Source organism: Serpentinimonas sp. SSL01, from assembly GCF_056323735.1.
In genome coordinates this window covers 1,219,663-1,246,624 of record NZ_CM150487.1, presented here as the reverse complement: position 1 = coordinate 1,246,624, position 26,962 = coordinate 1,219,663, and the positions used below count along the sequence as shown (strand labels likewise).

Below are 26,962 nucleotides of genomic sequence, written 5' to 3'. Positions count from 1 at the left end.
GGGCCTCATTCCACCGCACCCCCTCTCATGGCACTCATCGTTCACAAGTACGGCGGCACCAGCATGGGCTCGACCGAGCGCATCCGCAACGTGGCCCTGCGCGTCGCCAAATGGCAGCGCGCCGGCCACCAGATGGTCGTGGTGCCCAGCGCCATGAGCGGCGAAACCAACCGCCTGCTGGCGCTGGCCAAAGAGCTGGCCCCGGCCTCGGCCAGCAGCGCTTACGAGCGCGAGCTCGACCAGCTCGCGGCCACCGGCGAGCAGGCCTCGTCGGCGCTGCTGGCCATTGCCTTGCAAGCCCAAGGGCTGGAGGCCGTGAGCTACTGCGGCTGGCAGGTGCCCATCCGCACCAACAGCGCCTACACCAAGGCGCGCATCGAAGCCATCGACGACGCCCGCATCAAGGCCGATTTGGCGGCCGGCCGGGTGGTCATCATCACCGGCTTTCAGGGTGTGGATGCGGGCGGGAACATCACCACGCTGGGCCGTGGCGGCTCCGACACCTCGGCGGTGGCGGTGGCGGCGGCCGTCGGCGCGCACGAGTGCCTGATCTACACCGACGTCGATGGCGTCTATACCACCGACCCGCGCGTGGTGCCCGAGGCGCGGCGCCTGGCGCGCGTGAGCTTCGAAGAAATGCTCGAAATGGCGAGCATGGGCTCCAAAGTGCTGCAAATCCGCTCGGTCGAGTTTGCCGGCAAGTACCGCATGCCGATTCGCGTGCTCTCGAGCTTCACGCCTTGGGACATCGACCTGAACACCGAAGCCCAGTCGGGCACCCTGATCACTTTTGAGGATGAGCAAACCATGGAACAAGCCGTCGTCTCCGGCATCGCTTTCAACCGCGACGAAGCCAAGATCACCGTGCTCGGCGTGCCCGACCGCCCCGGCATCGCCTACCTGATTCTGGGCGCGGTGGCCGAGGCCAACGTCGAAGTCGATGTGATCATCCAAAACATCAGCAAAGACGGCAAGACCGACTTCAGCTTCACCGTGCACCGCAACGACTACGCCAAAACGCTCGAGTTGCTGCGCAGCCAAGTGCTGCCCAAGTTGGGTGCGGCCGAAGTGCTGGGCGATGCGCGCATCTGCAAGGTCAGCATCGTCGGCATCGGCATGCGCAGCCACGTGGGCGTGGCCAGCCGCATGTTCCGCTGCCTGAGCGAGGAGGGCATCAACATCCAGATGATCAGCACCTCCGAGATCAAGACCTCGGTGGTGATCGACGAAAAATACATGGAGCTGGCGGTGCGCGCCCTGCACCGCGAGTTCGACCTCGACCAACCTGCCGACAGCCTGAAAATCTGAAAGGCAATCGCCCCTGCCCGCCCCATAGCCGCGCAGCCGCAAGGCACGAATTAAGCGCAGCGCGCGCTGGGGGCCGGCTGGTTTTCGGGCATAATCGCAAGCTCTGGAGTGATGACCGAGAGGCCGAAGGTGCTCCCCTGCTAAGGGAGTATGCGGTGTAGAGCCGCATCGAGGGTTCGAATCCCTCTCACTCCGCCATTTGCGGCACGGGCCTTGACCTGCATAAGCCCCAAGCTGCGTGCCAGCCGCCCCAAATTCCCGACCATGAGCGCATTCAACGAAGAACGGGTTCTCACCGTTCACCACTGGACCGACCGGCTGTTCAGTTTCACCACCACGCGTGACCCCTCGCTGCGCTTCTCCAACGGCCACTTCACCATGATCGGGCTGCGCACCGAGGGCGGCAAGCCCTTGCTGCGCGCCTACAGCATCGCCAGCGCCAATTACGAAGAGCATCTGGAGTTCCTCAGCATCAAGGTGCCCGACGGCCCGCTCACCAGCCGCTTGCAGCACATCGTGCCGGGCGACACCATCGTGGTCGGGCGCAAACCCACCGGCACGCTGCTGATCGACTACCTGCTGCCGGGCAAACGCCTGTATCTGCTGGGTACGGGCACCGGGCTGGCGCCGTGGATGAGCATCATCCGCGACCCGGCCACCTACGAAAAGTTTGAGCAAGTGGTGCTGGTGCACGGCGTGCGCGAAGTCAAGGAACTGGCCTATTTCGACTACATCACCGTCGACTTGCCCCGGCACGAGTTTCTGGGCGAGATGGTGAGCCAGCAACTGCGCTACTACCCGACCGTGACGCGCGAACCCTTCAAAAACCGCGGCCGCGTCACCGACCTGATCGCCAACGGCAAACTGGCCGCCGACTTGGGGTTGCCGGCGCTGGATCCGGCACAAGACCGGGTCATGATCTGCGGCAGCCCCGAGATGCTGCGCGACCTCAAGCGCATGATGGAAGAGCGCCAGTTCGTGGAAGGAAACACCAGCACGCCCGGCGACTACGTGATCGAGCGTGCCTTCGTTGAAAGTTGAGCGTTGGTGCGCTATCCTCAACACTTATGACCACTTTTTTTGACGCCTTGGTGCAACACCCGCGCCGCTGGCTGCTGCTGCTGGCGCTGGTGTGCGTGGGTATGTTTGGCTACGGCCTGTACCTGCAACACGTAGTGGGCTTGCAGCCGTGCCCTATGTGCGTGGTGCAGCGCTACGCCTTGCTCGGTGTCATGCTGCTGGCGCTGCTCACCGCCGCTTTTCCGCAGCGCGGCGTGCATCTGGCGGGTTCGGTGGCGATCGTGCTCATGGCGGGTTTTGGTGCCTTCACCGCCGCCCGGCAGAGCTGGTTGCAGTGGTATCCGCCCGAGTTCGTGACCTGCGGGCGCGATTTTTACGGCATGATTGCCAGCTTCCCGCTCGAGCGCGTGATCCCCATGCTGTTCAGTGGCAGCGGCGACTGCGCCAAGGTGGACTGGATCTTTCTGGGCCTGACCATCGCCAACTGGTCGTTTCTGGTTTTCACCGGCATGGCGCTGCTGGCATTGGCGCTGTTCGTGGCCTTGCTGCGCCGGCGCGCTCGATAGCCCAGCTTTTTTCACCGTTTTGTCATGCGGGCCGCCCACAATCAAGGCCTTGATTTGATTGAGGGGCGGTTTGGATCATGCGCACGCACTCCGATTCCGATTTGCTCTCCGGGCATGGGCAAATTTGCAGCATCCGTGAACTGATCGACAGCGCGGCGCTGCAGGTTCATTTTCAGCCCGTCGTCGATTTGGCCGGGGTTTCGGTCTATGCCCACGAAGCCTTGGCGCGGCCACCCCACGGCAGCCCGTGGATCGGCCCACTCGAGCTGCTGGCTTCGGCCCAAAGTGAAAACCAGACGCTCGAGTTCGAGCTCGAATGCCTGTTTCGGGCCCTGTGGTATTGGAGCCGCAGCGCACGCACCGGGCGCTTGTTTCTCAACGTCAGTGCCTCGGTGCTGGTTCAGGCCGCCGAGCGCCAGCAGATCGTGCGCCTGTTCGACCACGCGCAAGCCTTGGGTTTGTCGCTGTCGTCGCTGGTGCTTGAGCTCACCGAGCACGAGCGGGTCACCGACATCGGCGCCATCCTCGGCGTGATCGAGCGCCTGCGGCGCCACGGCGGGGCGCTGGCGCTCGATGATTTTGGCGATGGGCACTCTAGCCTGCGGCTGTGGTCGGAGTTGCACCCCGAATACGTCAAGATCGACAAATACTTTGTGAGCCAAGTCAACCAGCACAGCCACAAGTTGCAAACCGTGCAGGCCCTGAGCCGCTTGGCCGAAACCTTTGGCAGCAAACTGGTGGCCGAAGGGGTTGAAACGGCCGATGAGCTGGAAATTCTGCGCGATCTGGGCCTGTCATACGCCCAGGGCTTTTATCTCGGGCGACCGCAAGCCAGCCCAGCTGCCGCCCCGTTGCCCGACGCCGAGCGGGTGTTGCGCAGCCGCCAGATCAGCGTGTTGCCGTTGCAAAAGCAAGTCAGCAACCGGGGCTTGACGGCGCGCGCCTTGCTGATCGAGGCGCCCACGGTCGGTGCCCAAGCCAGCCACGAGCTGGTGGCCGACATATTCAAGCAACACAAGGGCTTGCATGCGCTGCCCTTGATCGAGGGCGAGCGCCCGGTGGGGCTGATCAGCCGCAAGACCTTGCAGGACCTGTTCCTCCAGATCTTTTTTCGCGACATCTACGGCAACAGGCCCTGCCGCATGCACGCCAACCCCGACCCCCTGCTGGTCGATATCCACACGCCGCTCGAAAACCTGACCGAAATCCTGACCTCTGCCGATCAACGCTACCTCACCGAGGGCTTTGTCATCACCGAAGGCGGCTTGTACCGGGGCTTGGGCACCGGGGCCGATTTGGTGCGCATGGTGACCGAGGCGCGCATCGAGGCCGCGCGCCACGCCAACCCGCTCACTTTTTTGCCCGGTAACATCCCGATCACGCTGCACATCCAGCGCCTGCTCGACAACCAGCAAGACTTCATCGCCTGCTACGCCGACCTGAACCAGTTCAAAGCCTTCAACGACCACTACGGCTACTGGCGCGGCGACGCCATGATCCGCTTGCAAGCCGAGTGTCTGCAAGCCGTTTGCGACCCGCGGCGCGATTTCATCGGCCACGTGGGCGGCGACGATTTCGTGCTGCTGCTCCAAAGCCCCGACTGGAAGGAGCGGCTGGAGCGCGCGGTGCAGACCTTCAACGGCAACGCGGTCAACCTCTTTGACCCGGCCGACCAGATTGCCGGCGGTGTGCGCACCGAAGACCGCAACGGCCAGTTGCGTTTTCACCCCTGCACCACCGTCAGCCTAGGCGTGGTCAAGATCGCACCGGGGCGCTACCGCGACGCGGAGAGCGTGGCCAACGCGGCCGCCAGCGCCAAACACCACGCCAAACAAAACCGCGCGGGGGTGTATCTGCTCGAACAGGCGCCCAAGTTGCAGGCACACGCCAAAGCCGATAATCGCGGTTCTTGAGGCTGGTGGTGCGGCCAAGGTGGGCTCGGTTTTTTTGATCAAAACTTTCCCCTTCGCACAGCCTCAAAGTTGGCAGCCACAGCGATTTGCGTGGCATTGAAAGCGGCGCGCTTTTTTTCGATCGACCTGCAGCGACAATAGCGAGTCGTTTGCTCTACCCACACACCTGCACCCTCATGGACGAAGCCACCCCGGCGCCGAGCGCCAACAAATCGCCCCCCGATTGGGAGCGCAGCACGCTAGAAAAATTGCTTATGGCGACGGTGCGCGAGCAACGCGCAGCGCGCCGCTGGCGGATATTTTTTCGCCTGCTGTGGCTGAGCGTCTTTGTATTCATTGTTGCCATGCTGATGCGCGACTACGCCACACGCGCCACCCTGACGCAGCCGCACACGGCGCTGATCGAGGTGCGCGGCGTGATCGCCTCCGACGCCCCCGCCAATGCGCACGCGGTGGTTGAGTCCTTGCGCGCGGCGTTCGAGGAGCCGACCGCCAAGGGCGTGCTGCTGCTGATCAGCTCGCCGGGCGGTTCGCCGGTGCAAGCGGGCATCATCGCCGACGAAATCCACCGCCTGCGCGCCCTGCACGACAAGCCGGTGCACGCCGTGATTGAGGAAGTGGGTGCCTCCGCAGCCTACTACGTGGCCTCGGCCGCCACGGCCATCCACGTGGACAAGGCCAGCTTGGTGGGCAGCATCGGGGTGATGATGGACGGCTTTGGTTTTACCGAGCTGATGAACAAGGTCGGGGTCGAGCGGCGCTTGCTCACCGCCGGCGCCAACAAGGGCTTTATGGACCCGTTCAGCCCGCCCAACGAGGCCCAGGTGCAACACACCCAGCAAATGCTCGACGACATTCACCAGCAGTTCATCGACGTGGTGCGCAAGGGCCGCGGCGAGCGCCTGCGCGAAACCCCCGAGACCTTCAGCGGCCTGATCTGGAGCGGCCAGCGCGCGGTCGACAAAGGCCTGGCCGATGGCTTGGGCAGCGTCTCGTCGGTGGCGCGAGACGTCATCGGAGCCGAGTTGATCATCGACTACACCCAGCGCGAAAACGTGGCGCAGCAGTTGGCGCGCCGCTTTGGCTCGGGTGCGGGCGAGGCCGCGGTGCAGACCTTGCGCGACTGGGGCTGGACGCTGCGCTGAGTGCCGCAGCGTGAGTCGGTTGTAAAAAAACATGGATGAAGCGCGTGTACTGATCGCCGGCGCCGGGCTGGCGGGCTTGGGTGCGGCACTGGCGCTGCGCCGTGCAGCCCCGGGCCTGCAGCTCGAGGTGTTGGAGCAGGCCGAGCAGTTCTCGGAAGTGGGGGCGGGCATCCAGCTCGGGCCCAACGCCGTGCGTGTGCTGCGCGACTGGGGGTTGGAAGCCGCCCTGAACGAGGTCGCGGCCTTCCCCACCGATCTGCTGGTGCGCGACGCGGCCAGCGGCGCCAGCCTAGGGCATCTGCCCTTGGCCGAGCGCGCCCAGCGGCTTTATGGCGCGCCCTATGCCACCATCCACCGCGCCGATTTGCACGCCTTGCTGCTGCAGGCGCTGCAGGCCGAAGGGGGCACGGGCATGCACCTGCTGCAGCGCATCGAGGGCGTGCAGCTGCCGCCTGAAGCGGGTGGCCCGCTGGAGCTGCGCACCCAAAGCGGGCAAAGCTGGAGCGCCGCCGCGCTGCTGGGCTGCGACGGCTTGCGCAGCCGCGTGCGCGAGCAGCTGCTGGGCGACGCCACGCCGCGCTTTAGCGGCCACTTGGCATACCGCGGCTTGGTCAAGATGACGCGCCTGCCGCCCGAATTGCGCCAGACCGCCGTGACCGCTTGGCTGGGCCCGCGCATGCACGCCGTACACTACCCAGTGCGCGCGGGCGAGTGGCTCAATGTGGTGGTGGTGGTGCAGGGCGATTTGCCCACCGAGCACGCCGGCTGGGACCACCCGACGCAGCCGCAGGCGCTGTGGCAGGCCATGGGTTTGCTGCCGCAGCGCGATTTGCACCGCGTGCTCGAGGCCGTGCCGCTGTGGCGACTGTGGCCCTTGTTTGGCCGCAACCCGGTGGCCGGCGCCCGCGAGATGGCGCGCGGCTCGGTGGCGCTGCTGGGCGATGCGGCGCACCCCATGAAGCCCTACTTGGCCCAAGGCGCCGCCATGGCGCTCGAAGACGCCTGGGTGCTGGGGCGGCTGCTGGGGGCGCAGGGTGGGGCGGCTGCAGCTGCCGATCTGGATTGGCCGCGCTTGCTTGAGCGCTGGGCGCAAGCGCGCTGGCGCCGTTGCGCCTGGGTGCAGGCGCGCTCGCAGCGCAACGGCACCATCTTTCACGCCAGCGGGCCGATGCGCTGGGGCCGCGATGGCGCCATGCGCCTGCTCGGGCCGCGCCTGATCGACGTGCCGCGCCTCTACGCTGGGCCGCCGCTGCCCTGAAACGCATCCTGCGCGGCCGACCGCCGCTTGGGGTTGACCCCGCAGCGGCCTCAAGCCGGGTCGTCGCTGTCACCCTCAGCGCCGTCTTGATGCAGCAGCCGGATGCCCACGCGCGTGATTTCGCCGTCCTCGATCTGGCGCACGCTCAGCTCGGCGGCGCCGAGGTTGGCGTGGTCGCCCTCGACCGGTGGGCGCCCCAGCGCATCGGCCAGCCAGTCGGCGGCGGTCTGGTTTGGGTCGGCCACGGCGGGCCAGCCGTAAAAGCTGCACAAATCGGCCATGCGCGCACTGCTGGGCACTTCAAAGTCGCCAAACACCTCGCGCGCGCGCACGGTGTCGTCTTCGTCGGGCAGGGCCACGGCGCAGCGCCGTGCCACCCAAGGGATGGTCGAGCCCTGCAACAGCAGCGAGGCCATGACCACGATCAACGCCACGCTGACAAAGATTTCAGCCCCCTGCACCCCAGCCATGACCGGAAAGATCGCCAGCACGATCGGCACCGCGCCGCGCAAACCCACCCACGAGATAAACGCGGTTTCGCGCCAGTCAAAACGCAGCGGCTTGAGCACGATCCAGACCGACAGCGGGCGCGCCAGCAGCATCAGCACGGCCACCACGCCCAGCGCCGGCAGCAGCACATCGAGCGTGTCCGAGGGCGTGACCAGCAAGCCCAAGAGCAAAAACATCGAGGCCTGCGCCAGCCACGCAAATCCGTCCATGGCCGACAGCGAGGGCGCCACGCACTGCGTGGCCCGGTTGACCACCAGCACGCCAAAGAGGTAGACCGCCAAAAAGCCCGAGCCCCCCACCCAGGTGGTGAGGGCAAACACGCTCAAGCCCGCCGAGGTGAGCAACAGCGCGCGCACGCCGCCGCTGGGGCGCGCCCACACGGTGAGCCGGCGCAGCAGCAGGGCAAAGGCCCAGCCGGCGCCGATGCCCAGCGCCGCGCCCCAACCAAACTGCAGCGCCAGATCGCGCAGCGGCCACCACCATGCCATGTCGGCCCCAGCGTTTTGGGCATCGAGCAAGACCCAGCCGATCAGGGCCAGCGTGAGGTAAACCGCCATCGGGTCATTGAGGCCGGATTCGATTTCGAGCGTGGCCGCGACCCGTTCGTTGAGCTTCACGCCGCTGGATTTGAGCAGCGCAAACACCGCTGCGGCGTCGGTGGAACCGACGATGGCCCCCAACAGCAGCGCCATCGGCCAGCTCAGGCCAAGCAAAAAATGCGCCGCCACCCCGGTCAAGGCCGCCGTGACCACGACCCCGAGCGTGGCCAGCCACAGCGCCGGTTTGAGCCCGGTGCGAAAGTTGCGGTATTGGGTGCGCAGGCCACCGTCGAGCAAGATCACCGCCAATGCGACGTTGCCGACCCAGAAAGCGAGCTCGAAATCCTTGAACGCCACCCCGCCCGGGCCGTCTTCGCCCAACAACATTCCGGCGATGAGAAACACCACCAAGAACGAGAACCCGAGCCGCACCGAAAACAGCCCTGCCAGCAGGCTGACAAAGACCAACCCGGCAGCGATCAGCAGCGGGATGGCGAGAAAATCGAGTGAGAGCAGCATAACGGCCGTACCTTAGCAGAAATTGCGCCAGGGTTTGGTCCTTTGTCTGCAGCCCAACGACGGCTGGGCACCCGAAAGCCCCCGCCTGTCACACACGGCCCGCACGGCACAGGGTGCGTGCGAGCGCCTAAGGCACGGGCCTTTAGACGCGCCCGCGCCCGCCGGTCTGGATGTACTGCTGCAACTCCATCTCGTGCTGGCCCAGCGTGGTCACCACCGCATGCACGCGCTTGACCACGGCGCGCATGAAGTTATAGACCAGTTGCGGGTGCTGTGTGATCAGCGGCTGGATATCGCCGGCCTTGAAGCACAGCACTGCGGCATTGCCCAGGGCGCGCACCGAGAGGTCGTGAGGAGTCTGGTCGATGAAGCTCAGCTCGCCGACCAAATCGCCTTTTCCCAGCACGTGGACGGTGATTTCGCGCCGGGTCTCGGTTTTTTCGCGCACCAAGCCCAGCCGGCCTTCGGTGACGATGTAAAAGCTGTTGGTCAGGTCGCCCTGATGGAACAGAAAATCCTGGTCTTGCAGGCGCAGCTCCTGCCCGGCGTGGGCGGCTAGGATGGCAGCGCCGTCGCGGCCGATGTATTCGCCCAGCGGCGCTTGATAAATCAGGTTGGCGATGCGTTCGACTTCGCGTTCTTGCATGATGGGCGCTCCTTGGGTTTGGGAAATTAAACGGTTTCAGTGGAAAAAGCCGGGCAAAGCGACTGCTGCGCCGCCTGCAGGTTGCGCTGTGCGCGCGCGCTCAGGCCCATCTGCAGCTCCCACTCGTAACCGCGGATGGCCAGCACATAAACCTCGGGCAGGCGCCCAAAGCAGGTTTGGCAGGTGGCCAGAATCGAGGCGATCGACACCGCGTGCGAGGTGAAGCTGTAGTCGTACTGCGGCTGCCCTGGGTACAGGCGGAAGGGTTCGGCGGCCGGGTCGAGCGTGGCGTCGACGAACAACACGCGCTGCTTGCGGCTGATGAGCTCGGCGTCTTCGATCTGCAGCTGGTAGTTGCGCTGCAGCTCGGCCTGCGGGCACAGGCCGTTTTGCTCCAGCCAGTCGATGAAGGCCCAGCCCAAGCCGTCGTCTTGGCGCCCGTCGTTGCCGATGCCCAAAATGAGCGCGTCGGGGCGGTCGAAGTCGGCCAGAGTGACCAGCGCTTCAGCGGGTGCGTTCATCGACCACCCTCCCTTGGGCATCGATCACGCTCACGTGCAGCGGCATTTTGCCCAGCGCATGGGTGGCGCAGCTCAAACACGGGTCGTAGGCGCGGATGCCGACCTCGAGCGCATTCATCATGCCCTCGGTGATTTCGGCCTTGCCGCCGAGCCAGTCTTGGGCCACTTGGCGCACCGTGCGGTTGATGGCCATGTTGTTTTGCGTGGTCGAAACGATGATGTTGCACGACGTGATTTCACCGCTTTCGTTGGCGCGGTAGTGGTGCAACAGCGTGCCGCGCGGGGCCTCGACCACGCCCACGCCGTCGCCACACCAAGAGCCCGGCGCCGGCGTGAGCAGCAGCTGGTCTTTTTGCAGGTCGGGGTCGTTGAGCAGATCGCGAATCAACTCGGCCGAGTGCAGGATTTCGATCACCCGCGCCCAGTTGTAATACAGCGTCATCTGGCTCGCTTTGCCCTTGCAGTAGTGCTGGAAGCGCTCCAGAGCCTCTTGCGCCAGCGGAGTCGAGAGCGAGCGCGTGATGTTCATGCGCGCCAGCGGCCCCACGCGCACCGAACCCGCTTCGCGCCCAAGCGCCTTGAGGTAGGGGAACTTCATGTAGCTCCACTCCTCGACGGCTTCGGAGAAGTGATCGAGGTAGTCGTGGTAGTTGAACTGCTCGACCACGTTGCGGTCGGCGTCGATGACGCGCAGATCGCCGTGGTAGTAGTCGGCGTCGCCGTCGGGCGTGACCAAGCACATGTCGAGCGCCGGCGCGTAGCCAAAGTTGTCGAAATGGTGGCGGTGCTTCTCGTGGAAACTGTAAAACAGCTCCAGCCCTTCGATGGCGTACTCGATCACCTGATCCATGTTGATGATGCCGTCGTCGCCCTTGAGCAAGCGGTCGCGCTCGGCGATGCTCAGGTTTTTGTTGACCCCGCCCGGTATCGAGCTGATGCCGTGCATGCGCTTGCCGAACACGGCTTTGAGCGCTTCTTGCCCCCACTTGCGCAAGGCAATGGCGCGCTTGACCAACTCCGGGTTGGCCTCGATCAGGCCCTCGATGTTGCGCTGTTCGGGCGCGGCCTCAATGCCGAACATCATCTCGGGCGCGATCAGGTAGTAATACGCGGTTTGGTGCGATTGCAGCATCTGCGCGTAGTGGCCCAGGCGGCGCATTTTTTCGGCCGTGGGCGTGACGTTGAAGCCCTGCTTGAGCCCGACGCCAACCATGTCGTCGAGCGCTTTGGCGCCGCACAGGTGGTGGCTGACGAAGCAAATGCCGCAGATGCGTTGCAGCAGCATCGGTGCTTCCCAGTAGGGGTGGCCCTGGATGAAGCGTTCGAAGCCGCGAAACTCCACCACGTGCAGCTTGGCGTCCACCACCTGGTTGTCGTCGTCTAGGTGCACCACGACCTTGCCGTGCCCTTCGATGCGGGTCACGGGGTCGATGACCAGTTTTCTGCTCATGTTCGTTCCTTTGTGCGTGTCAGTCGTAGCGGTTGATCGAGATCGGCAGGTCGAACGGTCGGCCATGCACGAGGTCGTCAAGGACCTTGTAGATGGCATCGCCATCGGGTGGGCAACCGGGGATGAAGTAGTCCATTTTGACCACTTCATGGCACGGATAGACCTTGGTCGTGATGCGCGGAATGTCGGGGTGCAGGGGGATGGTGGGACGCACACCGGGCACACTCGTGAGTGAGTTCACATACGCCAAGTCGAGGCACTCAGACAGCGGCACGACGTTGCGCATGGCCGGCACGCCGCCCCAGACGGCGCAAGCGCCGACCGAAATCAGCACATCGCAGTTTTCACGGAAGTGCTCGAGGGTTTCGATGTTTTCCTCGTTGGCCACGCCGCCTTCGACGAAACCGACCACGCAGCGCTCGTTGATGCGCTTGATGTCGGTGATGGACGAGCGCAAGAGGGTGATCTTGCTCATCAGCGGCAGCAGACGCTCGTCAAGGTCGAGCAGCGACAGGGTGCAGCCCCAGCAGCCGCACAGGCCGATGGTGGCAACCTTGATTTTGCCGGCGCGGCCAGCGGCCAGAGCGGGGTCGAAGGGGGTGGTGGGCAGGTCGTGGGCGAACTCTTGCCCGGCAAGGGCTTCAGCTGCGTGGCTCATGTTTGGCTCCTGGAACGTTGAGGCTGCGAGCGCGCAGCGTTTGAACTTCGTACTTGCGCTGCCCAATGGGCACATCGTGGCCGACGCGTTTTTGCAAAATGGTGCCGACCGGGCACAGATCGACCGCTTCGCGCACCTGCTCGTCGCTCATGCGGTTGGCCAATTCCACATCCATCTCGATGCGCGCGGTACCGCCGCGGCCGCTGATGCTGAAGATTTTTTGGCCGGTTTCTTGGTCACGCACGAACTCGACACAGCGCTGGCAGAAGATGCAGCGGTCGCGCTCGAGCCAGATTTTCTCGCTGCCTGGGCTGTTGTCGCGCACCGGGAAGCGGTAGGGGAAGCGCGAGACCATCATGTCGGTCTCGTAGCCGGCGGCTTGCAGCTGGCAGCGCCCGCTTTTCTCGCAGCTCGGGCAGTTGTGGTTGCCCTCGACGAACAAGAACTCGACCAACGCTTTGCGCATGTCCACCATGGTCGGGTCGTTGACTTCGACTTCCATGCCGTTGGCCACACGCACCGAGCAAGCGGCGTTGACGGCACCGTTGACCTTGACCGAGCAGACCCGACAGGTGCCCAAGCATTCTTTGCCCTGCACGTAGCACAGCGAGGGTATGTAAACCCCGACTTCGGCGGCCACATCGATGAGGGTGCGGCCCAGCTCGGTCTGCACCGACTGGCCATCGATGGTGATTTCGACTTTCATGCCGTGGTCTCCGTGGCGGTTTGGGCTGTGGGTTGGCTGCGCGGGTAGGCGGCCAGAGCGGCTTCGAGGTCAAACGAGGGCAGCAGCGGCCCCTTGGGCTGCACCAGCTTGGCTTGATAGATTTCGGGGAAACGCTCGAGCGTGGTCAGGATGGGTTTGGGCGATGTGCCACCAAGGCCGCAGCGGCTGGTCTTGCGCACCATCGTGCCCCACTGCACCACCTCGTTGAGGTCTTGTTGACAGGCGCGGCCGGCGCGCACCAAGTCCACCTTGTGCACCAGATCAACGTTGCCCACGCGGCACGGCACGCAGATGCCGCACGATTCATCAACAAAAAACTGCATGTGCTCGCGCACGATCCAAAGCAGGTCGCGGGTCTTGTTGAAGATGGTGAAGGCGCCGTTGCACGACAGATCTTCGTAACCGAGCACGCGCTCGCCGTCTTTCTCGGCCGACACGCAGTCGCCCGATGGGCCGCTGATCTGCACCGCCATGGCACCGTAAGCGCCGACCATGCGCAACACTTGGTTGACCGTGGTGCCCCATTCGACCTCATAGATGCCGGGCTTGCTGCAGTCGCCCGATACGCTGAGCAGCCGCGTGCCGGTGGATTCGGCGGTGCCAAAGCCGCGAAACCAAGCCGGCCCTTCGACCACGATGTGGCTGACGCAGGCAAAGGTTTCAACGTTGTTTACGCTGGTGGGCTGGCCCAGATAGCCTTTTTGGATCGGGTAGGGGGGCTTGAGGCGCGGCGTGCCGCGCTTGCCTTCGCAGGATTCGATCAGCGCCGTTTCTTCACCGCAGATGTAGGCGCCGGCGCCCATCTGGATGCGGATGTCGAAGTCGAACCCGGCTTTGCCGCCGATGCTGCGCCCCAGCAAGCCCTGCTCGCGCATCTGTTGCAACTGCGCCTCGAGGTAGTCTTTGAGGTAGTAGTATTCGCCGCGCAGATACAGGATGCCGTTGCTGGCCCCGATGCCGTAGGCGGCCGCCACCATGCCAAAAAACACCTGCTTGGGCGCGCGCGTAAGCAGCACGCGGTCTTTGAAGGTGCCGGGCTCGGCTTCATCGGCGTTGCAGATCACGGTTTTTTGGTCGCCCCACGCGTCGCGGCACAGGCGCCATTTGAGGCCGGTAGAAAACCCGGCACCACCGCGCCCGCGCAGCTTCGACGACACCACCGAGTCGATCACTTGGCTGGGCTCGCTGGATAGCATTTGCTCCAACGCAGTAGCCAGGTCGAGCTTGCCGCGGAAAAAAATCGGGCGCTGCGTGCGCACGTTGGACTCGACCATCGACTCCACGTAGGCCAATGAGTCGGTGGCGAGGCCGGCCGGGTTGGCGATCTGCTCCGGCGTTTTGCCTTGCTTGAGTTGCGCCACGATGTCGGCGATTTTGCCGGGTGACAGGCGCGTGAACACGACTTTGTCGATCATCATGGCCGGCTCTTGGTCGCTCAGGCCGATGCAAGGTGTCTCGAACAGCCCGAACAGGCCATCGGGGTTGGGCACACCAAAGTGGGCCCCGGTTTCGCGCTCTAGCGCCTCGCGCACTGCGTCGTAACCATTGAGCTTGGCCAGCACCGAATTGCATAGGTAGATGCAGTGCTTGCCCATGGGCTCGAGCCGGAACAGGTGGTAGAACGAGGCCGTCTCGACCACATCGGGCACCGACAGGTTCAGGCCAGCCGCCAGCGGTGGCAGGGCCGCAGAAGGGATGTGGCCGTGTTGCCACTGCAACTCCCACAGCATGTCGAGCAGGCGCGTGCGGTCGTTGCCGTAACGCGCGAGCATCGATTGAATGGCTTGCTCCATAGAATTCCTTTCTGTTTTGAGGTGGGCGGTGGCGGTGCGTGCATCGGCTGGCGGGCCCTGAAACCAGCGGGTCACATCGGGTCTGCGGCTGTGACTACACCCAAACTCTTGCAACAAGGGGGCCAGTTTGGGTGCAGCCAGTGTTTACCCCTAGTGTGTTTGTCAACTCATTGATTGGCAATAATTTTCCTGGTCTGTAATAGCAGACTAAAGATACATCGGTGGCTCATGTGGAAATCAACTTTCCGCTTTGCTGATCGGGAGGGTGTGGGTATAACCTTCGAAACAACTTCGCAAAATCTGCGACCCAGCGAGCGCGAGCAAACCGGGCCAACCAAGCCATTCTTTACTGCGTCGGCCCGCAAGGGTTTGAGCTTGATCAAATGACTGCAACATCTGCCCCTCCATTTTTAGACGCAAGCGAGCGTTCAAGCGCGCAGCCGGGCGCTGCGCGCACCCTTGTGCTGGCCGGCGGCTGTTTCTGGTGCACCGAGGCGGTGTTTGAGCCCGTGCGTGGCGTGCTCGAGGTCGAGTCTGGCTACGCCAACGGCCATTGGCCCCAGCCCACTTACGAGCAGGTGTGCAGCGGCCGCAGCGGCCACGCCGAGGCCGTCCGCTTGGTGTTTGACCCGGCGCAAGTGGGGCTGCGCACCTTGCTGGAAATCTTTTTTGCCACCCACGACCCGACCACCCTCAACCGCCAGGGGGCCGATGTGGGTAGCCAGTACCGCAGCGCAATCTACAGTACCGAGCCCGAACAAGAGCGGGTGGCGCGGCAGCTGATCGACGAGTTACAAGCCGCCGACGCCTTTGGCGTGCCAATCGTGACCGAGCTCGCGCCGCTGCAGCGCTTTGATGCCGCCGAAGCCGAGCACCAGCGCTTTTTTGCTCGCCATCCGCACAACGGCTACTGCCTAGCGGTGGCCGCACCCAAGCTGCGCCACGTGCGCCAGCAGTTTGCCCAGTGGCTGCGCTAAGAGGCCGCGGGATGCAGGCTGTGCCTAAAGCGCGGGCTACACTGCGGTCGTGAGCTTGACCGACCACCCCGTTTTTTTGTCGCTGACGCCGGTTTTTCTGCTGATCGCGGTCGGCTACTTGGCTGGGCAGATGCGCTGGATGCGCACCGAGTCGGTGCCTGATTTGTCGAACCTCGTGTTTCTGGTGCTCGGTCCCGCGCTGCTGTTTCACACCATGAGCACGGTGCAGATCGACGAGCTCGACCTGCGCCCGGTGGGGGCTTATTTTTTGGCCGTAGGGGTGCTGTTTGGCCTCAGCGTGCTGCTGCGGGGTTTGAGCTGCCGCAGCGTGGTGCTGGCTTTGGCGGGCACCTTCAGCAATCTGGTGATGATCGGCATCACGCTGGTCAAACTGGCTTATGGGCAAGCCGGGCTGGTGACGCTGCTGACGCTGATCTCGGTGCATTCGCTGGTGTTGCTCACGGCGGCAACGATCATGCTCGAACTGGCGCAGGCGCGCGAGGAGCGGGAGCAGCACGCTGCGCCCTTGACGCTGCAGCGCGTCGCCCGAATTGCCCTGTCGGCCATGAAAAGCGCGCTCATCCATCCAGTGCCGCTGCCCATCCTCTGCGGCCTGCTGTTTGCCCAGACCGGCTGGGTGCTGCCCGGGGTGGTGCAGCTGCCGCTGCAGCTGCTGGGCAGCGCCTTTGGCCCGCTGGCGCTGGTGCTGGTGGGAGTGAGTCTGGCGGGCTTGAGCTTGCGCGGCCACTGGGGCCCGGCGCTGCTGCTGGCAGCGAGCAAAAACCTGCTGCTGCCCATGATGGTGGGGGCCAGCGCTTGGGCTTTGGGCATCGACGGCTTGGCGCTGGTGGTGCTGGTGGTGGCTGCCGGCTTGCCGACCGGGGCCAATGTGTTTTTGTTTGCCCAGCGCTACCAGGTGGTGCAAGACCTGACCACGGCGGCCATGGGCGTCTCGACCCTGCTGGCGCTGCTCACTTTAAGCGGCTGGATGCTGCTGCTGTCGTGGCTGGTGGGGGTTTGAGTGAGATGGGGTGCAAAATGGGGTGCAAAGAGTGGCTGCAGACTCAGCCTTGCGCCCAGCGCGGCGGGCTTTGGGCAGCGCCCCCGGTGGGTTAGCCCACCCGCATCCCCGGCTCGGCGCCCGGCCAGGCTTGCAGCAGGTACAGGCCGGGGCGGGCTTCGGGGTCGGCGTGCGCGGCCGAGAGCACCATGCCTTCGCTGACGCCGAATTTCATCTTGCGCGGCGCCAGGTTGGCCACCAGCACGGTGAGCTGGCCCACCAGTTGTTCGGGCTGGTAGGCGCTGGCGATGCCCGAAAAGACGTTGCGCATGCGGCCCTCGCCGGCGTCTAGGGTCAGGCGCAGCAGCTTGGTCGAGCCGCTCACGGCCTCGCAAGCGACGATGCGCGCGATGCGCAGATCGACTTTGGCGAAGTCATCGATGCCGATCGGCGGGGCGATGGACTCGCCGCCGGGCAGCGGGGCGTGGGGGTTGCGCTCGGTTGGGGGGGCGTGGGGCGTGGCGGCGTGGCTGGTTTTGGCTGCTGGCGCCGCCGAGGCAGCAGACGCCGCTGGCGTGCTGGGCTCAAACAATTCCTGTAACCGCTTGGCGTCCACGCGCTGCATCAGGTGCTGGTAGGCGCCGATGGTGTGGCCGGGGCCCAAGGCCGTGGCGGCGTTGGCCCAGTCGAGCGGCGCGCAGCGCAAAAAGGCTTCCACCTGCGCGGCCAGCACCGGTAGCACCGGCTTGAGCAGCGCCGTCAGCACGCGGAAGCACTCGATGCAGGTGCTGCACACGTCTTGCAGCCGCGGCGCGCAGTCGGGCTGGCGGGCCAGTTCCCAGGGCTTGTTTTGATCGACGTATTCGTTCACGCGGTCGGCCAGCGCCATGGTTTCGCGGATGGCTTTGCCGTACTCGCGCTCGGCCAGCAGCTCGGCGACGGCCGGCACGGCGCGCTGCAGGCCGTCGAGCAGGGCTTCGCCATCGGGGGCCAAGGGCCCCAAGCGGCCGTCGAAGCGCTGGGCCAGAAAACCGGCGGCGCGCGAGGCGATATTGATGTATTTGCCGACCAAGTCGGAGTTGACGCGGGCGACGAAGTCTTGCGGGTTGAAGTCCACGTCTTCGTTGCGGCTGCTCAGCTTGGCCGCCAAGTAGTAGCGCAGCCACTCGGGGTTGAGGCCGAGTTGCAGGTATTTGAGCGGATCGAGCCCGGTTCCGCGGCTCTTGCTCATCTTCTCGCCGCTGTTGAGGGTCAGAAAGCCGTGCACGTAAATCGCGCTGGGCACTTTGCGGCCCGAAAAATGCAGCATCGCCGGCCAGAACAGGCTGTGGAAGGTGATGATGTCTTTGCCGATGAAGTGCACCTGCTCGACCGCCGGGTCGGCCAGAAACTGCTCAAAGCTCTGCGCCGTGCGCGAGGCCGGGTGCCAGTGCGCGGCCGCTTGGCCGCGGTCGAAATGGTGCTTGAGGCTGGCCAAGTAGCCCACCGGGGCGTCGAGCCAGACGTAGAAGTACTTGCCCGGTGCGTCCGGGATCTGGATGCCGAAGTAGGGCGCGTCGCGGCTGATGTCCCAGTCGCCCATTTTGGCTTGGCCGTCGTCGCCGGGGGCGAGCCATTCGCTGATTTTATTCAGCACCTCGGGCTGCAGGCGCCCGGGGGTGTTGGTCCATTGGTCGAGGAATTCGAGACAGCGCGGGTCGGAGAGCTTGAAAAAGAAGTGCTCCGACTGGCGCAGCAGCGGCGTGGCCCCCGACAGCGCCGAGTAAGGCGCGCGCAGCTCGGTCGGGGTATAGACGGCACCGCAGGCTTCGCAGTTGTCGCCGTACTGGTCGGGCGCGCCGCACTTGGGGCAGATGCCCTTGATGTAGCGGTCGGGCAGGAACATGTTTTTCTCGGGGTCGAAAAACTGTTCGATGGTGCGGCTCTCGATCAGCCCGGCGGCCTTGAGGTCGAGGTAGATGCGCTGCGCCAGTTCGTGGTTTTCGGGGGCGTCGGTGCTGTGCCAGTGGTCGAAGCGGATGTGAAAGCCCTCGAGGTAGGGCGCGCGCCCAGCGGCGATGGCGGCGACGAACTGCGGCGGCGTCTGGCCGGCTTTTTCGGCGGCAATCATGATCGGCGCGCCGTGGGCGTCGTCGGCGCAGACGAAGTGCACCTCGTGCCCGTGCAGGCGCTGCGAGCGCACCCAGATGTCGGCCTGGATGTACTCCATGATGTGGCCGATGTGGAAGGCGCCGTTGGCGTAGGGCAAGGCGGTGGTGACGAAGAAGCGGCGCTGGGTCATGGGGCAAGGCAGTAGGCGGGCAAGCAGTTGATTTTAACGGCCGCAACCGTTGGCCATGCATCTTGCCCGTGCATCTGCGCCACAGCCACTCGATGCACGTGGGCCGCTGCGGTTATAGGGCGCCGCAGCGCTGCCACAGGGCGCGATCGCATTAGACTCGATGCCGCTGTTAGGCTTTACTTGGACTGTGCAATATGGCTATCGAAACCCAAGCGCTGCTGCAAGCGCTGCAAACCGTGATCGACCCGCTGACCGGGCGCGATTTTGTCTCGACCAAAGCGCTCAAAAACCTGCACACAGCCGGCGCCGAGGTATCGTTTGAGGTCGATCTGGGCTACCCGGCACAGAGCCTGTGGCCCGAGCTGACGCAGGCCCTCACCGCGGCCGCGCAAACGGTGCCGGGGGTGGGCAAGGTGCGGGTGCAGTGGCACACGCGCATCGTGGCCCATCAGGTGACGCGCAGCGTGCCGGTGCTCGAGCAGGTGAAAAACATCGTCGCCGTGGCCTCGGGCAAGGGCGGCGTGGGCAAGAGCACCACGGCGGTGAATCTGGCGCTGGCGCTGGCGGCCGAAGGGGCCCGGGTGGGCGTGCTCGATGCCGACATTTACGGCCCCAGCGTGCCCACCATGCTCGGTTTGCAGGGCCAAAGCCCCGAGAGTTTGGATGGCAAAACCATGGAGCCCCTGAGCCGGCACGGGATGCAGGTGATGTCGATCGGGTTTTTGATCAAGCCCGACGACGCCATGATCTGGCGCGGCCCGATGGCTACGCAGGCGCTGGAGCAGCTGCTGCGCCAGTCGAACTGGCAGGCGCTGGATTACCTGATCGTCGATCTGCCGCCCGGCACCGGCGACATCCACCTGACCATGGCGCAGCGGGTGCCGCTGACGGCGGCGCTGATCGTTACCACGCCCCAAGACGTGGCCCTGCAAGACGCGCGCAAGGGCATCCGCATGTTTGAGAAGGTCGGGGTGCCGATTCTGGGGCTGGTCGAGAACATGGCGATGCACGTGTGCAGCCGCTGCGGCCACGCCGAAGCGGTGTTTGGCCTCGAGGGTGGGCAGCGCTTGGCGGCCGAACTGGGCCTGCCGTGCTTGGGCACCCTGCCGCTGGCGCTGGCCATCCGCGAGCAAGCCGACCGCGGCGAACCGATCGTGGTGGCCGCGCCCGAGGGCGAACTGGCGGCGCAGTACCGGCGCTTGGCGTTGCGCACGGCGGCGGCGCTGAGCTTGCTTGGGCGCGACTACTCGAGCAAGCTGGGCGCGCTCAAGGTGGTTGCTGGCGCCTGATAGGCCTGCCGCATGGGCAGGGGCGGCTGGGCAGTGCACAGAGCCCCAGCCCCCATCCCCCATCCCCCTTAAGAATCGGATCTGTCGGGCCGGTCGGGCTTGGCATCTGAGGCCGGTGTAGCCTCGGTTTTTGGCTTTTGCCTTTGCGGCCCGGCGCTGTGCACCCGCGTCACGTCCAGGCGCCGGATGTCGCGCGACAGCAGCCCGAGCAGCACCAGGCAGCCGCCCGTCACGCCCATGAAGATGAACAGGCCGCGGATGCCCAGCAGCTCGCCCACCGGCGCCGCCAGCGCCAGCCCGATCGGGGCCGCCAGCGCCACCACCGTGGTCATGAGCGACAGCGCCCGGCCCTGCAGGTGATTCGGGATCGTGGTCAAGAGCAGCGTCGAGAGCGGCGCGTTGCCGATGATGTAGAAAAACCCGCTCAGCGTCCAAGCCACGACGGCCAGCACAAACCAGTCGCGCTCGGGCAAGGCCGTGGCGGCCAGCATGAAGCACGACAGGGCAAAACCGGCGATCACCCAGCGGATGTGGCGCTTGGGCGCAATCGCGGCCACCACCAGCCCGGCCACGATCATCGCCAGCCCGGCCAAGCCTTCCATGAGTGCCACCTCGGCCGGGCCGCCACCAAAGTGGTTGCGGATCAGCAGCATCACCAATGTAAACGAGGGCATCACCACCATCACCACGCAGGCCAGCAGGGCGTACAGTTTACGCAGCCCCGGCACCGACCACACGGCCCTGAAGCCCTCGACGAAATCGCGCCGCAGGGTGTCAAAAAAACCGTGTACGCGCTGTTTGGGTCGCTGCGGCTGCGGGATGGTGAACAGCAGCAGCGGGATGATGCCCAAAAAGGCGGTGAAGACGTCGATGCTCAAGGCCCAACCGATGGGCAGGATGCTGATGGCAAAAGCGCCCAAGGGTGCTGCGGCCACGGTCATGATGCCGGTCAGGCTTTGGTTGAGGCCGATGGCGCGTGGCAGAAAATGCGTGGGCACCAGATTGGCCAAGCTGGCCACCGCCGCCGGGTACTGGATCGCTTGCAGCGAGCCGCGGATGAAGACCATGACAAACACGTGCCAGATTTCGATGCGACCGGTCAGGAACAGCACGATCAGCAGCACCATGCACAGCGCGCCCAGGGTGTCGGCGGCGATCATCAGCAGGCGCCGGTTGTAGCGGTCCGCCAGCACGCCGCCGATGGGGCTGAGCAGCGCGTAGGGCAGCAGGGCCAAGATGCCGGCGATGGCCAGCATCGAGACGCTGCCGGTGGTGTCGGTGATCCACCACAGCAGCACGAACTGCGTCATGGCCGAGCCGATCAGCGACACCGCCTGACCCAAAAAAATCGACCAGTAGCGCAGTTTCCAGCGCGGGCCGGGGTCGTAGCCGGTGGGTGCGTCTGCAGCGTCTGGAAGCGGGCTGGGTGTCATGCTCGAGCGCTTGGGCCGGGGGTGCCGCAGCTATGAGGGCCGCCCCGGCTGTGGCCGACCCGCAGCGGGCCGGGTGGACGAAGTATGGGGCGCTCGCTTAACGCAGGTCGGCGGCCAGCACTTGCACGATGCGCTGCGCCACCGCCGCCGGGGCGGGCTGGCCGGCGGCGTCGAGCACCGAGACCGTGCTGCGGTTGTCGGTGCTGCGCACCACGATGCGGTAGCGCTCCGGCGCCGCCGCTGCCTGCGCCCGCGCGCCACCCAAGAGGCGGCCAAAGAAGCCCGGTTCGGCGCGCGCGGGGGTGGCATCGGGGGCCACGAAGCGCACAAAGTACAGGCCTTGGGCGCGGTCGCGGTCTTCGACCGTGAAGCCGGTGCGGTCGAGCGCCAGCCCGACGCGGCGCCAAGCGCGGTCGAAGCCTTCGTCGAGTTGCAGCACCGGCAGGTTGTTGACCGTTTCGATGCGCGACAGCGGTTGCGCCGGGGTGGCGGCGGCCACTAGGGCCTGCGCCTGCTCCTGTGTCACGCCCAGTTGCACCATGAGCCGGCGCAAAAATTCGGCTTCGAGTTCGTGGTTGGTGGGGCGCGGCTGCCACAGGGTGCTGTCGCGGCGCTCGTTGAAGACTTCGATCATGCCGCGGTGGCTGATGAAGATTTCGGTGCCGCCATCGGCGCGGCGCTCGAGCCGGGTGCGAAAGCGGTCGCGCTCGCCGGTGGAGTACAGGGTGTCGAACAGGCGCCCGAGGGTGGCGCGGATGATGTCTTGTGGGATCTGGGCGCGGTTTTCGGCCCAGTCGGTTTCCATCAGACCCAGTTGTTGCTGATCGAGGGTGAGGAGGAAGCCGTTGGCCTGCCAAAAATCGCGGATCGGGCTCCAGAGCTGCTCGGGGGGGCGGTTGACCACCAGCCAGCGCTGGTCGCCAGCGCGCTCGATGCGCACGTCGCCCACTTGCACCGTCGCCGTGGGTAGGGCTGCGGCCCCGGGTTGCGGGAGCTGAAAACCAGCCGCCGTCACGGCGGTGGTGCCGGGGGCCACAAAGCGGCTATCGCGCTGCAACTGCGTCAGGTCGGGTGGCACCTCGAGGGTGGCGGCCGGGCGGGCGCTGCGGTAGTCGATGCGGTCTTCTTGCAGCACCGAGCAGCCGCTGGCCAGCAGCGCCGTGATGACCAAGGCGCTGCCGGTCAGGGCCGTGGTGGCAAGGGCGGGGCGGCGGCGTGGGGTCTGGGCGATCGGATTCATGGCGGGTGTCTGGTGCGGGCGGTCGGGTTCGGGGCGGGTCGGGGCAGAGTGGGGCGCGCGTGAAGGGCTTGAGCTTACAGCAAGCCGGCTTCGTGCAGGGCTTGTTCGACCACGCTCTGGCTGGCGGGGGTGAGGGGGGTGAGCGGCAGGCGCAGGGTGGCGCCACAGCGCCCGAGGCGCTCGAGCGCCCACTTGACCGGGATCGGGTTCGGTTCGATGAACAACTGTTTGTGCAGCGGCAGCAGCTGCATCTGCAATGCCATGGCGCGCGCCACGTCACCGGCGCAGGCGGCGGCGCAGAGCTCGTGCATGAGGCGCGGGGCCACGTTCGCGGTCACGCTCACGTTGCCGTGGCCGCCGCACAGCATCAGGGCCACGGCGGTGGCGTCGTCGCCCGAATAGATGCCAAAGCCGGTCGGCGCTTGGCGGATCAGCCATTGGGCGCGCTCGATGTTGCCGCTGGCCTCCTTGATGCCAAAAATACCCGGCAGTTCAGCCAGCCGCAGCGCGGTTTCGGGTTGCAGGTCGGCCACCGTGCGCCCGGGCACGTTGTAGAGCATGATGGGCAGCTCGCCGCAGGCTTCGGCGATGGCCTTGAAGTGCTGGTACTGGCCTTCTTGGGTCGGTTTGTTGTAGTAGGGCACGACTTGCAGCTGGTAGTCGGCCCCGACCTCGCGCGCGTAGCGCGCCAGCGCAATTGCTTCGGCGGTGGAGTTGGCGCCGCAGCCGGCCAGCACCGGGCGCCGGCCAGCGGCCTGTTCGACCGCCACGCGGATGATCTCGCAGTGCTCTTGCACGCTCACGGTGGGCGATTCGCCGGTGGTGCCGACCACGCCGATGCAGTCGGTGCCCTCGGCGATGTGCCAGTCGATCAGGCGGCGCAAAGCCGGATAGTCCACGCTGCCATCGGGGTGCATGGGGGTGACCAAGGCCACGATGCTGCCAGTGATCGGTGTCGTCATATGCGGTGTGGGGTGCAAAAGCGGTGGGTCAAGCGCGCATTCTACCCAGCCGCGCGCATTGCCGGTGCAAACCCGCGGCGGTGCGCCCCAAACTCAAAAACTGCCAAACACCGTGCCCAGCGTGATCAGCACCACCAGCGCCACCAAGGGCACGGCCATGGCAGTCATGGCTAGGTCGGGGTAGGCCTGCCGGTGCGTGAGGCCGCAGATGGCCAATAAGGTGATCACGGCGCCGTTGTGCGGCAAGGAATCGAGCCCGCCGGTGGCCACGGCGGTGACGCGGTGCAGCAGCTCGGGGCTGATGCCGTGCGCCTGCGCCATGGCCAGGTAGGTGTCGCCCAAGGTGGACAGCGCAATGCTCATGCCGCCCGAGGCCGAACCGGTCATGCCGGCCAAAATGTTGACGGCAATAGCCAGCGAAATCAAGGGGTTGTCGCCGCCCAGCATCACCACCGAGTCGCGGATCAGGACAAAGGCGGCGAGCGAGGCGATCACGGCGCCAAAGCCGACCAAGCTGGCGGTGTTGAAGATCGGCAGCAGCGCAGCGTTGGCGCCACAGTCCATGCTGAGCGTGAGCTTGGGCAGGCGGCGCCAGTTGATGGCGATGAGCACGATGATCGACAGCGTCAGGGCGGCGATGATCGACCAGATGCCGCGCACTTGGTCGATGTCGGTCTCGCCGTAGAGCGGCAGCGCCAGAAAACCGGTGTCCATGCGCGGGATCAAAACAAAAGTGAACAGCAGGTTGATGGCGATCACCAACACCAGCGGCAACACCGCCACCCAAGCCGGTGGCAAGCCGACAGAGGGGCGTTCGGGGGTGAGCTCCATGACATCGAAACCCTCGCCGGCGGCGCGTTCGCGCATGGCTTTGTCGGGCGTGGCCGGGTCGTCGGAGTGCACGCCGTAGCCCTCGGCGGCGAGCTGGCGCGCGCGGTACTCGAGCCACAGCATGCCGAGGACAAACATCACCAGCGCGGTGATCAGGCCCAGCCCCGGCGCAGCGAAGGGTGTGGTACCGAAAAACGGCATCGGAATCGCGTTTTGGATCGCGGGCGTGCCCGGCAGCGCCGTCATGGTGAAGGTGAAGGCACCCAGCGCAATCGTGGCCGGCATCAGGCGCTTGGGGATGTTGGCTTGGCGAAACAGCGCTGCCGCAATCGGATAGACCGCAAAAGCCACCACGAACAGCGACACGCCGCCATAGGTCATGACCGCGCACGAAAGCACCACGGCCAAGATGGCGCGCTGGCTGCCAAGCAAGCCGATGATGGCGTTGGCCATGACCTTGGCGCTGCCCGAGTCTTCCATCAACTTGCCAAAAATGGCGCCGAGCAGAAACACCGGAAAGTAGAGCGCGATAAAGCCCGCCGCCGAACCCATGAAAACCTGGCTGTAGCTGGCCAGCACCGGGCCGTCGAGCGTGGCGACGACGGCAAAGGTGGCCAGCGCCGGCGCCAAGATCAGCAGGCTGATGCCCCGGTAGGCCAAGTAAATCAGCAGACCTAGGGTGATGAGGATGACCAAAATATCAAACATCGGCAGGTTTCACTAAAGGGGGGCAACTGAGGGTGCGGCAACAGGCCAGCGCGCTCGGGTCGAAACCGCGCAGTGGCCGGATTCTAAACCGAAGCGGGTGACGCAGGTATGACAAAGGCGAGGCGGGGGCGCCAAGCCCACTGGGGGCGTGCAGGAAGCGGCGGCAGCGACGGCAACAGCAGCAACAGCAGCAACAGCAGCAACAGCTGCATCAGAAGCACAGCCAAAACTGATTGGCCAGCTTGAGCATGAAGTCGGGGTGGGTGTAGAGGCTGAAGGTGAACAGCAGCAGCGCGCAGGCCGCCAATCCGATGAGCGCGCGCAGCAGCAGCGTTTTCATGTGGGCGCTCCTTGCAGGCGCTGCGGGCCGCGCCGGATCGGCTGCTCGTTGATCGGCAAATTGACCACCGCCGCCAGCACGCCCAGCCCGATGGCCAGCAGCCAGACCACGTCGTAGCTGCCGGTCTGGTCGTAGAGCAGGCCGCCGAGCCAGACGCCCAAAAAGCTGCCGATCTGGTGGCTGAAAAACACGAAGCCGCCCAGCATCGAAAGGTGCGCGACGCCAAAAATCTGCGCCACCAGCGCGTTGGTGGGCGGCACGGTCGAGAGCCACAGCAGGCCCATGACGGCGGCAAACAGATAAACGCTGGCGGGCGTGAGCGGCGCCAGCAAAAACAGCGTGATGGCCACTGAGCGCGCCAAATAGATGAAGGCCAGAATTTTGCGCTTGGCCAACCGCTGCCCAAGCGCGCCGGCGATGTAGGTGCCAAAGACGTTGAAGAGCCCGATCAGCGCCAGCGCGTAGCTGGCCACGTGGGGCGCGAGGCCAAAGTCTTTGAGGTAGCTGGGCAGGTGCACGCCGATGAACACGACCTGAAAGCCGCACACGAAGTAGCCCGCCATCAGCAGCTGAAAACTGCGGTAGCGCGCCGCTTCGCGCAGCGCCTGCATGATGCTTTGTTCGCGCACCACCGGCGCACCGCCAGCGCCCAGCACCGGCTCGCGCAAGCCCCAAGCCAGCGGCGCGATCAACAGCACCACGGCGGCCAAAATCAGCAGCGCCTCTTGCCAGCCAAAGCTCAGAATCAGCCAGCCCTCGACCGGCACCAGCAAAAACTGGCCAAACGAGCCCGCCGCCGCCGCCACGCCCATGGCCCACGAGCGGCGCTCGGCCGGCACCTGGCGGCCGATCACGCCGTAGATCACGGCAAAGGTGGTGCCGGCCTGCGCGGCTCCGATCAGCAGCCCGGTGGTGAGCACAAACAAGAATGAGGTCTGCGCCAGCGCCATGCCCACCAGCCCGAGCGCGTAGAGCACGGCCCCGGCCACCAGCACCTTGAAGGCGCCGAAGCGGTCGGCCAGCATGCCGGCAAAAATGCCGAACACGCCCCAAGCCAGGTTTTGAATGGCGATGGCAAAGGCAAAGGTCTCGCGCGTCCAGCCCTGCTCGGCGGTGATCGGCAGCAGCCAGAGCCCAAAGCCGTGCCGAATGCCCATCGACAGCATGACGATCGCCGCGCCACAGAGCAGCACTTGCAGCATCGACAAACGCGGGGCCATGGCGGGGGCGGGTTCAGTCATATGGGCAAATGTAACCAATTATTGCGCAGCTTGCAGGGGGCAAGGACCGCAAGGTGTTTTGCGCCAGCCTCTCTACAATCCGCCCCC

At 65.4% G+C, this 26,962-nt stretch carries 23 protein-coding genes and 1 tRNA gene; 10 read left to right on the top strand and 14 right to left on the bottom strand.

What is annotated here, in order from left to right:
• Positions 1-27 precede the first annotated feature (27 nt).
• The 7 genes from ACVMK0_RS05895 (at position 28) to ACVMK0_RS05865 (ending at position 7,210) form a co-directional block, all read left to right on the top strand.
• Positions 28-1,308 carry an aspartate kinase gene (locus tag ACVMK0_RS05895; protein ID WP_476464616.1) on the top strand — a complete coding sequence of 427 codons (1,281 nt, stop codon included), beginning with the start codon at positions 28-30 and terminating at the stop codon, positions 1,306-1,308.
• A 105-nt stretch (positions 1,309-1,413) separates the two neighbouring features.
• Positions 1,414-1,506, top strand: a tRNA-Ser gene (locus ACVMK0_RS05890).
• A 66-nt stretch (positions 1,507-1,572) separates the two neighbouring features.
• A complete protein-coding gene (locus ACVMK0_RS05885; RefSeq protein WP_476464615.1) occupies positions 1,573-2,349 on the top strand; it encodes a ferredoxin--NADP reductase in 777 nt (258 codons plus the stop codon).
• A 26-nt stretch (positions 2,350-2,375) separates the two neighbouring features.
• Complete coding sequence (locus ACVMK0_RS05880; protein ID WP_045535732.1) at positions 2,376-2,894, top strand: disulfide bond formation protein B; 519 nt, start codon at positions 2,376-2,378, stop codon at positions 2,892-2,894.
• A gap of 77 nt (positions 2,895-2,971) precedes the next feature.
• Entirely contained in the window at positions 2,972-4,807 is a 1,836-nt protein-coding gene (locus ACVMK0_RS05875; protein ID WP_476464614.1) for an EAL domain-containing protein, read from the top strand.
• 176 nt (positions 4,808-4,983) lie between these two features.
• Positions 4,984-5,952 carry a S49 family peptidase gene (locus tag ACVMK0_RS05870; RefSeq protein ID WP_082027260.1) on the top strand — a complete coding sequence of 323 codons (969 nt, stop codon included), beginning with the start codon at positions 4,984-4,986 and terminating at the stop codon, positions 5,950-5,952.
• Positions 5,953-5,983: 31 nt separating this feature from the next.
• The gene (locus ACVMK0_RS05865; RefSeq protein WP_476464613.1) at positions 5,984-7,210 is read left to right on the top strand and encodes an FAD-dependent monooxygenase; all 1,227 of its coding nucleotides are present in this window, start codon (positions 5,984-5,986) and stop codon (positions 7,208-7,210) included.
• A gap of 50 nt (positions 7,211-7,260) precedes the next feature.
• On the opposite strand, the gene ACVMK0_RS05860 is transcribed toward ACVMK0_RS05865, so the two are convergent.
• The 7 genes from ACVMK0_RS05860 to ACVMK0_RS05830 all read right to left on the bottom strand — a co-directional run bounded on the left by ACVMK0_RS05860 (position 7,261) and on the right by ACVMK0_RS05830 (position 14,573).
• Positions 7,261-8,778: a potassium/proton antiporter gene (locus tag ACVMK0_RS05860; RefSeq protein ID WP_476464612.1), complete on the bottom strand. Its 1,518-nt coding sequence runs from the start codon at positions 8,776-8,778 to the stop codon at positions 7,261-7,263.
• A 142-nt stretch (positions 8,779-8,920) separates the two neighbouring features.
• Complete coding sequence (locus tag ACVMK0_RS05855) at positions 8,921-9,424, bottom strand: Crp/Fnr family transcriptional regulator (protein ID WP_476464611.1); 504 nt, start codon at positions 9,422-9,424, stop codon at positions 8,921-8,923.
• A gap of 26 nt (positions 9,425-9,450) precedes the next feature.
• Positions 9,451-9,945 (bottom strand): hydrogenase maturation protease, encoded by a 495-nt coding sequence (locus ACVMK0_RS05850; protein ID WP_476464610.1) that lies wholly within the window; start codon positions 9,943-9,945, stop codon positions 9,451-9,453.
• Positions 9,929-11,395, bottom strand: a complete 1,467-nt coding sequence (locus tag ACVMK0_RS05845) for a Ni/Fe hydrogenase subunit alpha (RefSeq protein WP_476464609.1) — start codon at positions 11,393-11,395, stop codon at positions 9,929-9,931. Before ACVMK0_RS05845 ends, ACVMK0_RS05850 begins: the two co-directional genes overlap by 17 nt.
• A 19-nt stretch (positions 11,396-11,414) precedes the next feature.
• Positions 11,415-12,053, bottom strand: a complete 639-nt coding sequence (locus ACVMK0_RS05840) for an NADH-quinone oxidoreductase subunit B family protein (RefSeq protein WP_476464608.1) — start codon at positions 12,051-12,053, stop codon at positions 11,415-11,417.
• A complete protein-coding gene (locus ACVMK0_RS05835; protein WP_476464607.1) occupies positions 12,037-12,759 on the bottom strand; it encodes a 2Fe-2S iron-sulfur cluster-binding protein in 723 nt (240 codons plus the stop codon). Before ACVMK0_RS05835 ends, ACVMK0_RS05840 begins: the two co-directional genes overlap by 17 nt.
• A complete protein-coding gene (locus tag ACVMK0_RS05830) occupies positions 12,756-14,573 on the bottom strand; it encodes an NAD(P)H-dependent oxidoreductase subunit E (protein WP_250960845.1) in 1,818 nt (605 codons plus the stop codon). The genes ACVMK0_RS05835 and ACVMK0_RS05830 overlap by 4 nt, the downstream gene beginning before the upstream one ends.
• Positions 14,574-14,956: 383 nt before the next feature.
• Here ACVMK0_RS05830 and msrA point away from each other — a divergent pair, with 383 nt between their 5' ends.
• Positions 14,957-15,550, top strand: coding sequence for a peptide-methionine (S)-S-oxide reductase MsrA (msrA, locus tag ACVMK0_RS05825; protein ID WP_082027258.1), 594 nt, complete (start codon positions 14,957-14,959; stop codon positions 15,548-15,550).
• Between the two features lie 49 nt (positions 15,551-15,599).
• Positions 15,600-16,571, top strand: coding sequence for an AEC family transporter (locus tag ACVMK0_RS05820; RefSeq protein WP_045535721.1), 972 nt, complete (start codon positions 15,600-15,602; stop codon positions 16,569-16,571).
• 91 nt (positions 16,572-16,662) lie between these two features.
• On the opposite strand, the gene metG is transcribed toward ACVMK0_RS05820, so the two are convergent.
• A complete protein-coding gene (metG, locus tag ACVMK0_RS05815; protein WP_476464606.1) occupies positions 16,663-18,831 on the bottom strand; it encodes a methionine--tRNA ligase in 2,169 nt (722 codons plus the stop codon).
• A gap of 194 nt (positions 18,832-19,025) precedes the next feature.
• On the opposite strand from metG, the gene apbC reads away from it, so the two are divergent.
• Positions 19,026-20,120 (top strand): iron-sulfur cluster carrier protein ApbC, encoded by a 1,095-nt coding sequence (apbC, locus tag ACVMK0_RS05810; protein ID WP_476464605.1) that lies wholly within the window; start codon positions 19,026-19,028, stop codon positions 20,118-20,120.
• 68 nt (positions 20,121-20,188) lie between these two features.
• Here the strand turns inward: apbC and ACVMK0_RS05805 are convergent, their stop codons facing one another.
• The 6 genes from ACVMK0_RS05805 to ACVMK0_RS05780 form a co-directional block, all read right to left on the bottom strand.
• Positions 20,189-21,553, bottom strand: a complete 1,365-nt coding sequence (locus ACVMK0_RS05805) for an MFS transporter (RefSeq protein WP_082027257.1) — start codon at positions 21,551-21,553, stop codon at positions 20,189-20,191.
• Positions 21,554-21,650: 97 nt separating this feature from the next.
• The gene (gene bamC, locus ACVMK0_RS05800) at positions 21,651-22,793 is read right to left on the bottom strand and encodes an outer membrane protein assembly factor BamC (protein ID WP_476464604.1); all 1,143 of its coding nucleotides are present in this window, start codon (positions 22,791-22,793) and stop codon (positions 21,651-21,653) included.
• Positions 22,794-22,867: 74 nt separating this feature from the next.
• Complete coding sequence (gene dapA, locus ACVMK0_RS05795) at positions 22,868-23,755, bottom strand: 4-hydroxy-tetrahydrodipicolinate synthase (protein WP_045535718.1); 888 nt, start codon at positions 23,753-23,755, stop codon at positions 22,868-22,870.
• Between the two features lie 93 nt (positions 23,756-23,848).
• Positions 23,849-25,294, bottom strand: a complete 1,446-nt coding sequence (locus tag ACVMK0_RS05790) for a GntP family permease (RefSeq protein ID WP_045535716.1) — start codon at positions 25,292-25,294, stop codon at positions 23,849-23,851.
• 211 nt (positions 25,295-25,505) lie between these two features.
• The gene (locus ACVMK0_RS05785; protein ID WP_268747544.1) at positions 25,506-25,634 is read right to left on the bottom strand and encodes a hypothetical protein; all 129 of its coding nucleotides are present in this window, start codon (positions 25,632-25,634) and stop codon (positions 25,506-25,508) included.
• Positions 25,631-26,875, bottom strand: a complete 1,245-nt coding sequence (locus ACVMK0_RS05780) for an MFS transporter (RefSeq protein WP_250960842.1) — start codon at positions 26,873-26,875, stop codon at positions 25,631-25,633. The genes ACVMK0_RS05785 and ACVMK0_RS05780 overlap by 4 nt, the downstream gene beginning before the upstream one ends.
• Positions 26,876-26,962 lie beyond the last annotated feature (87 nt).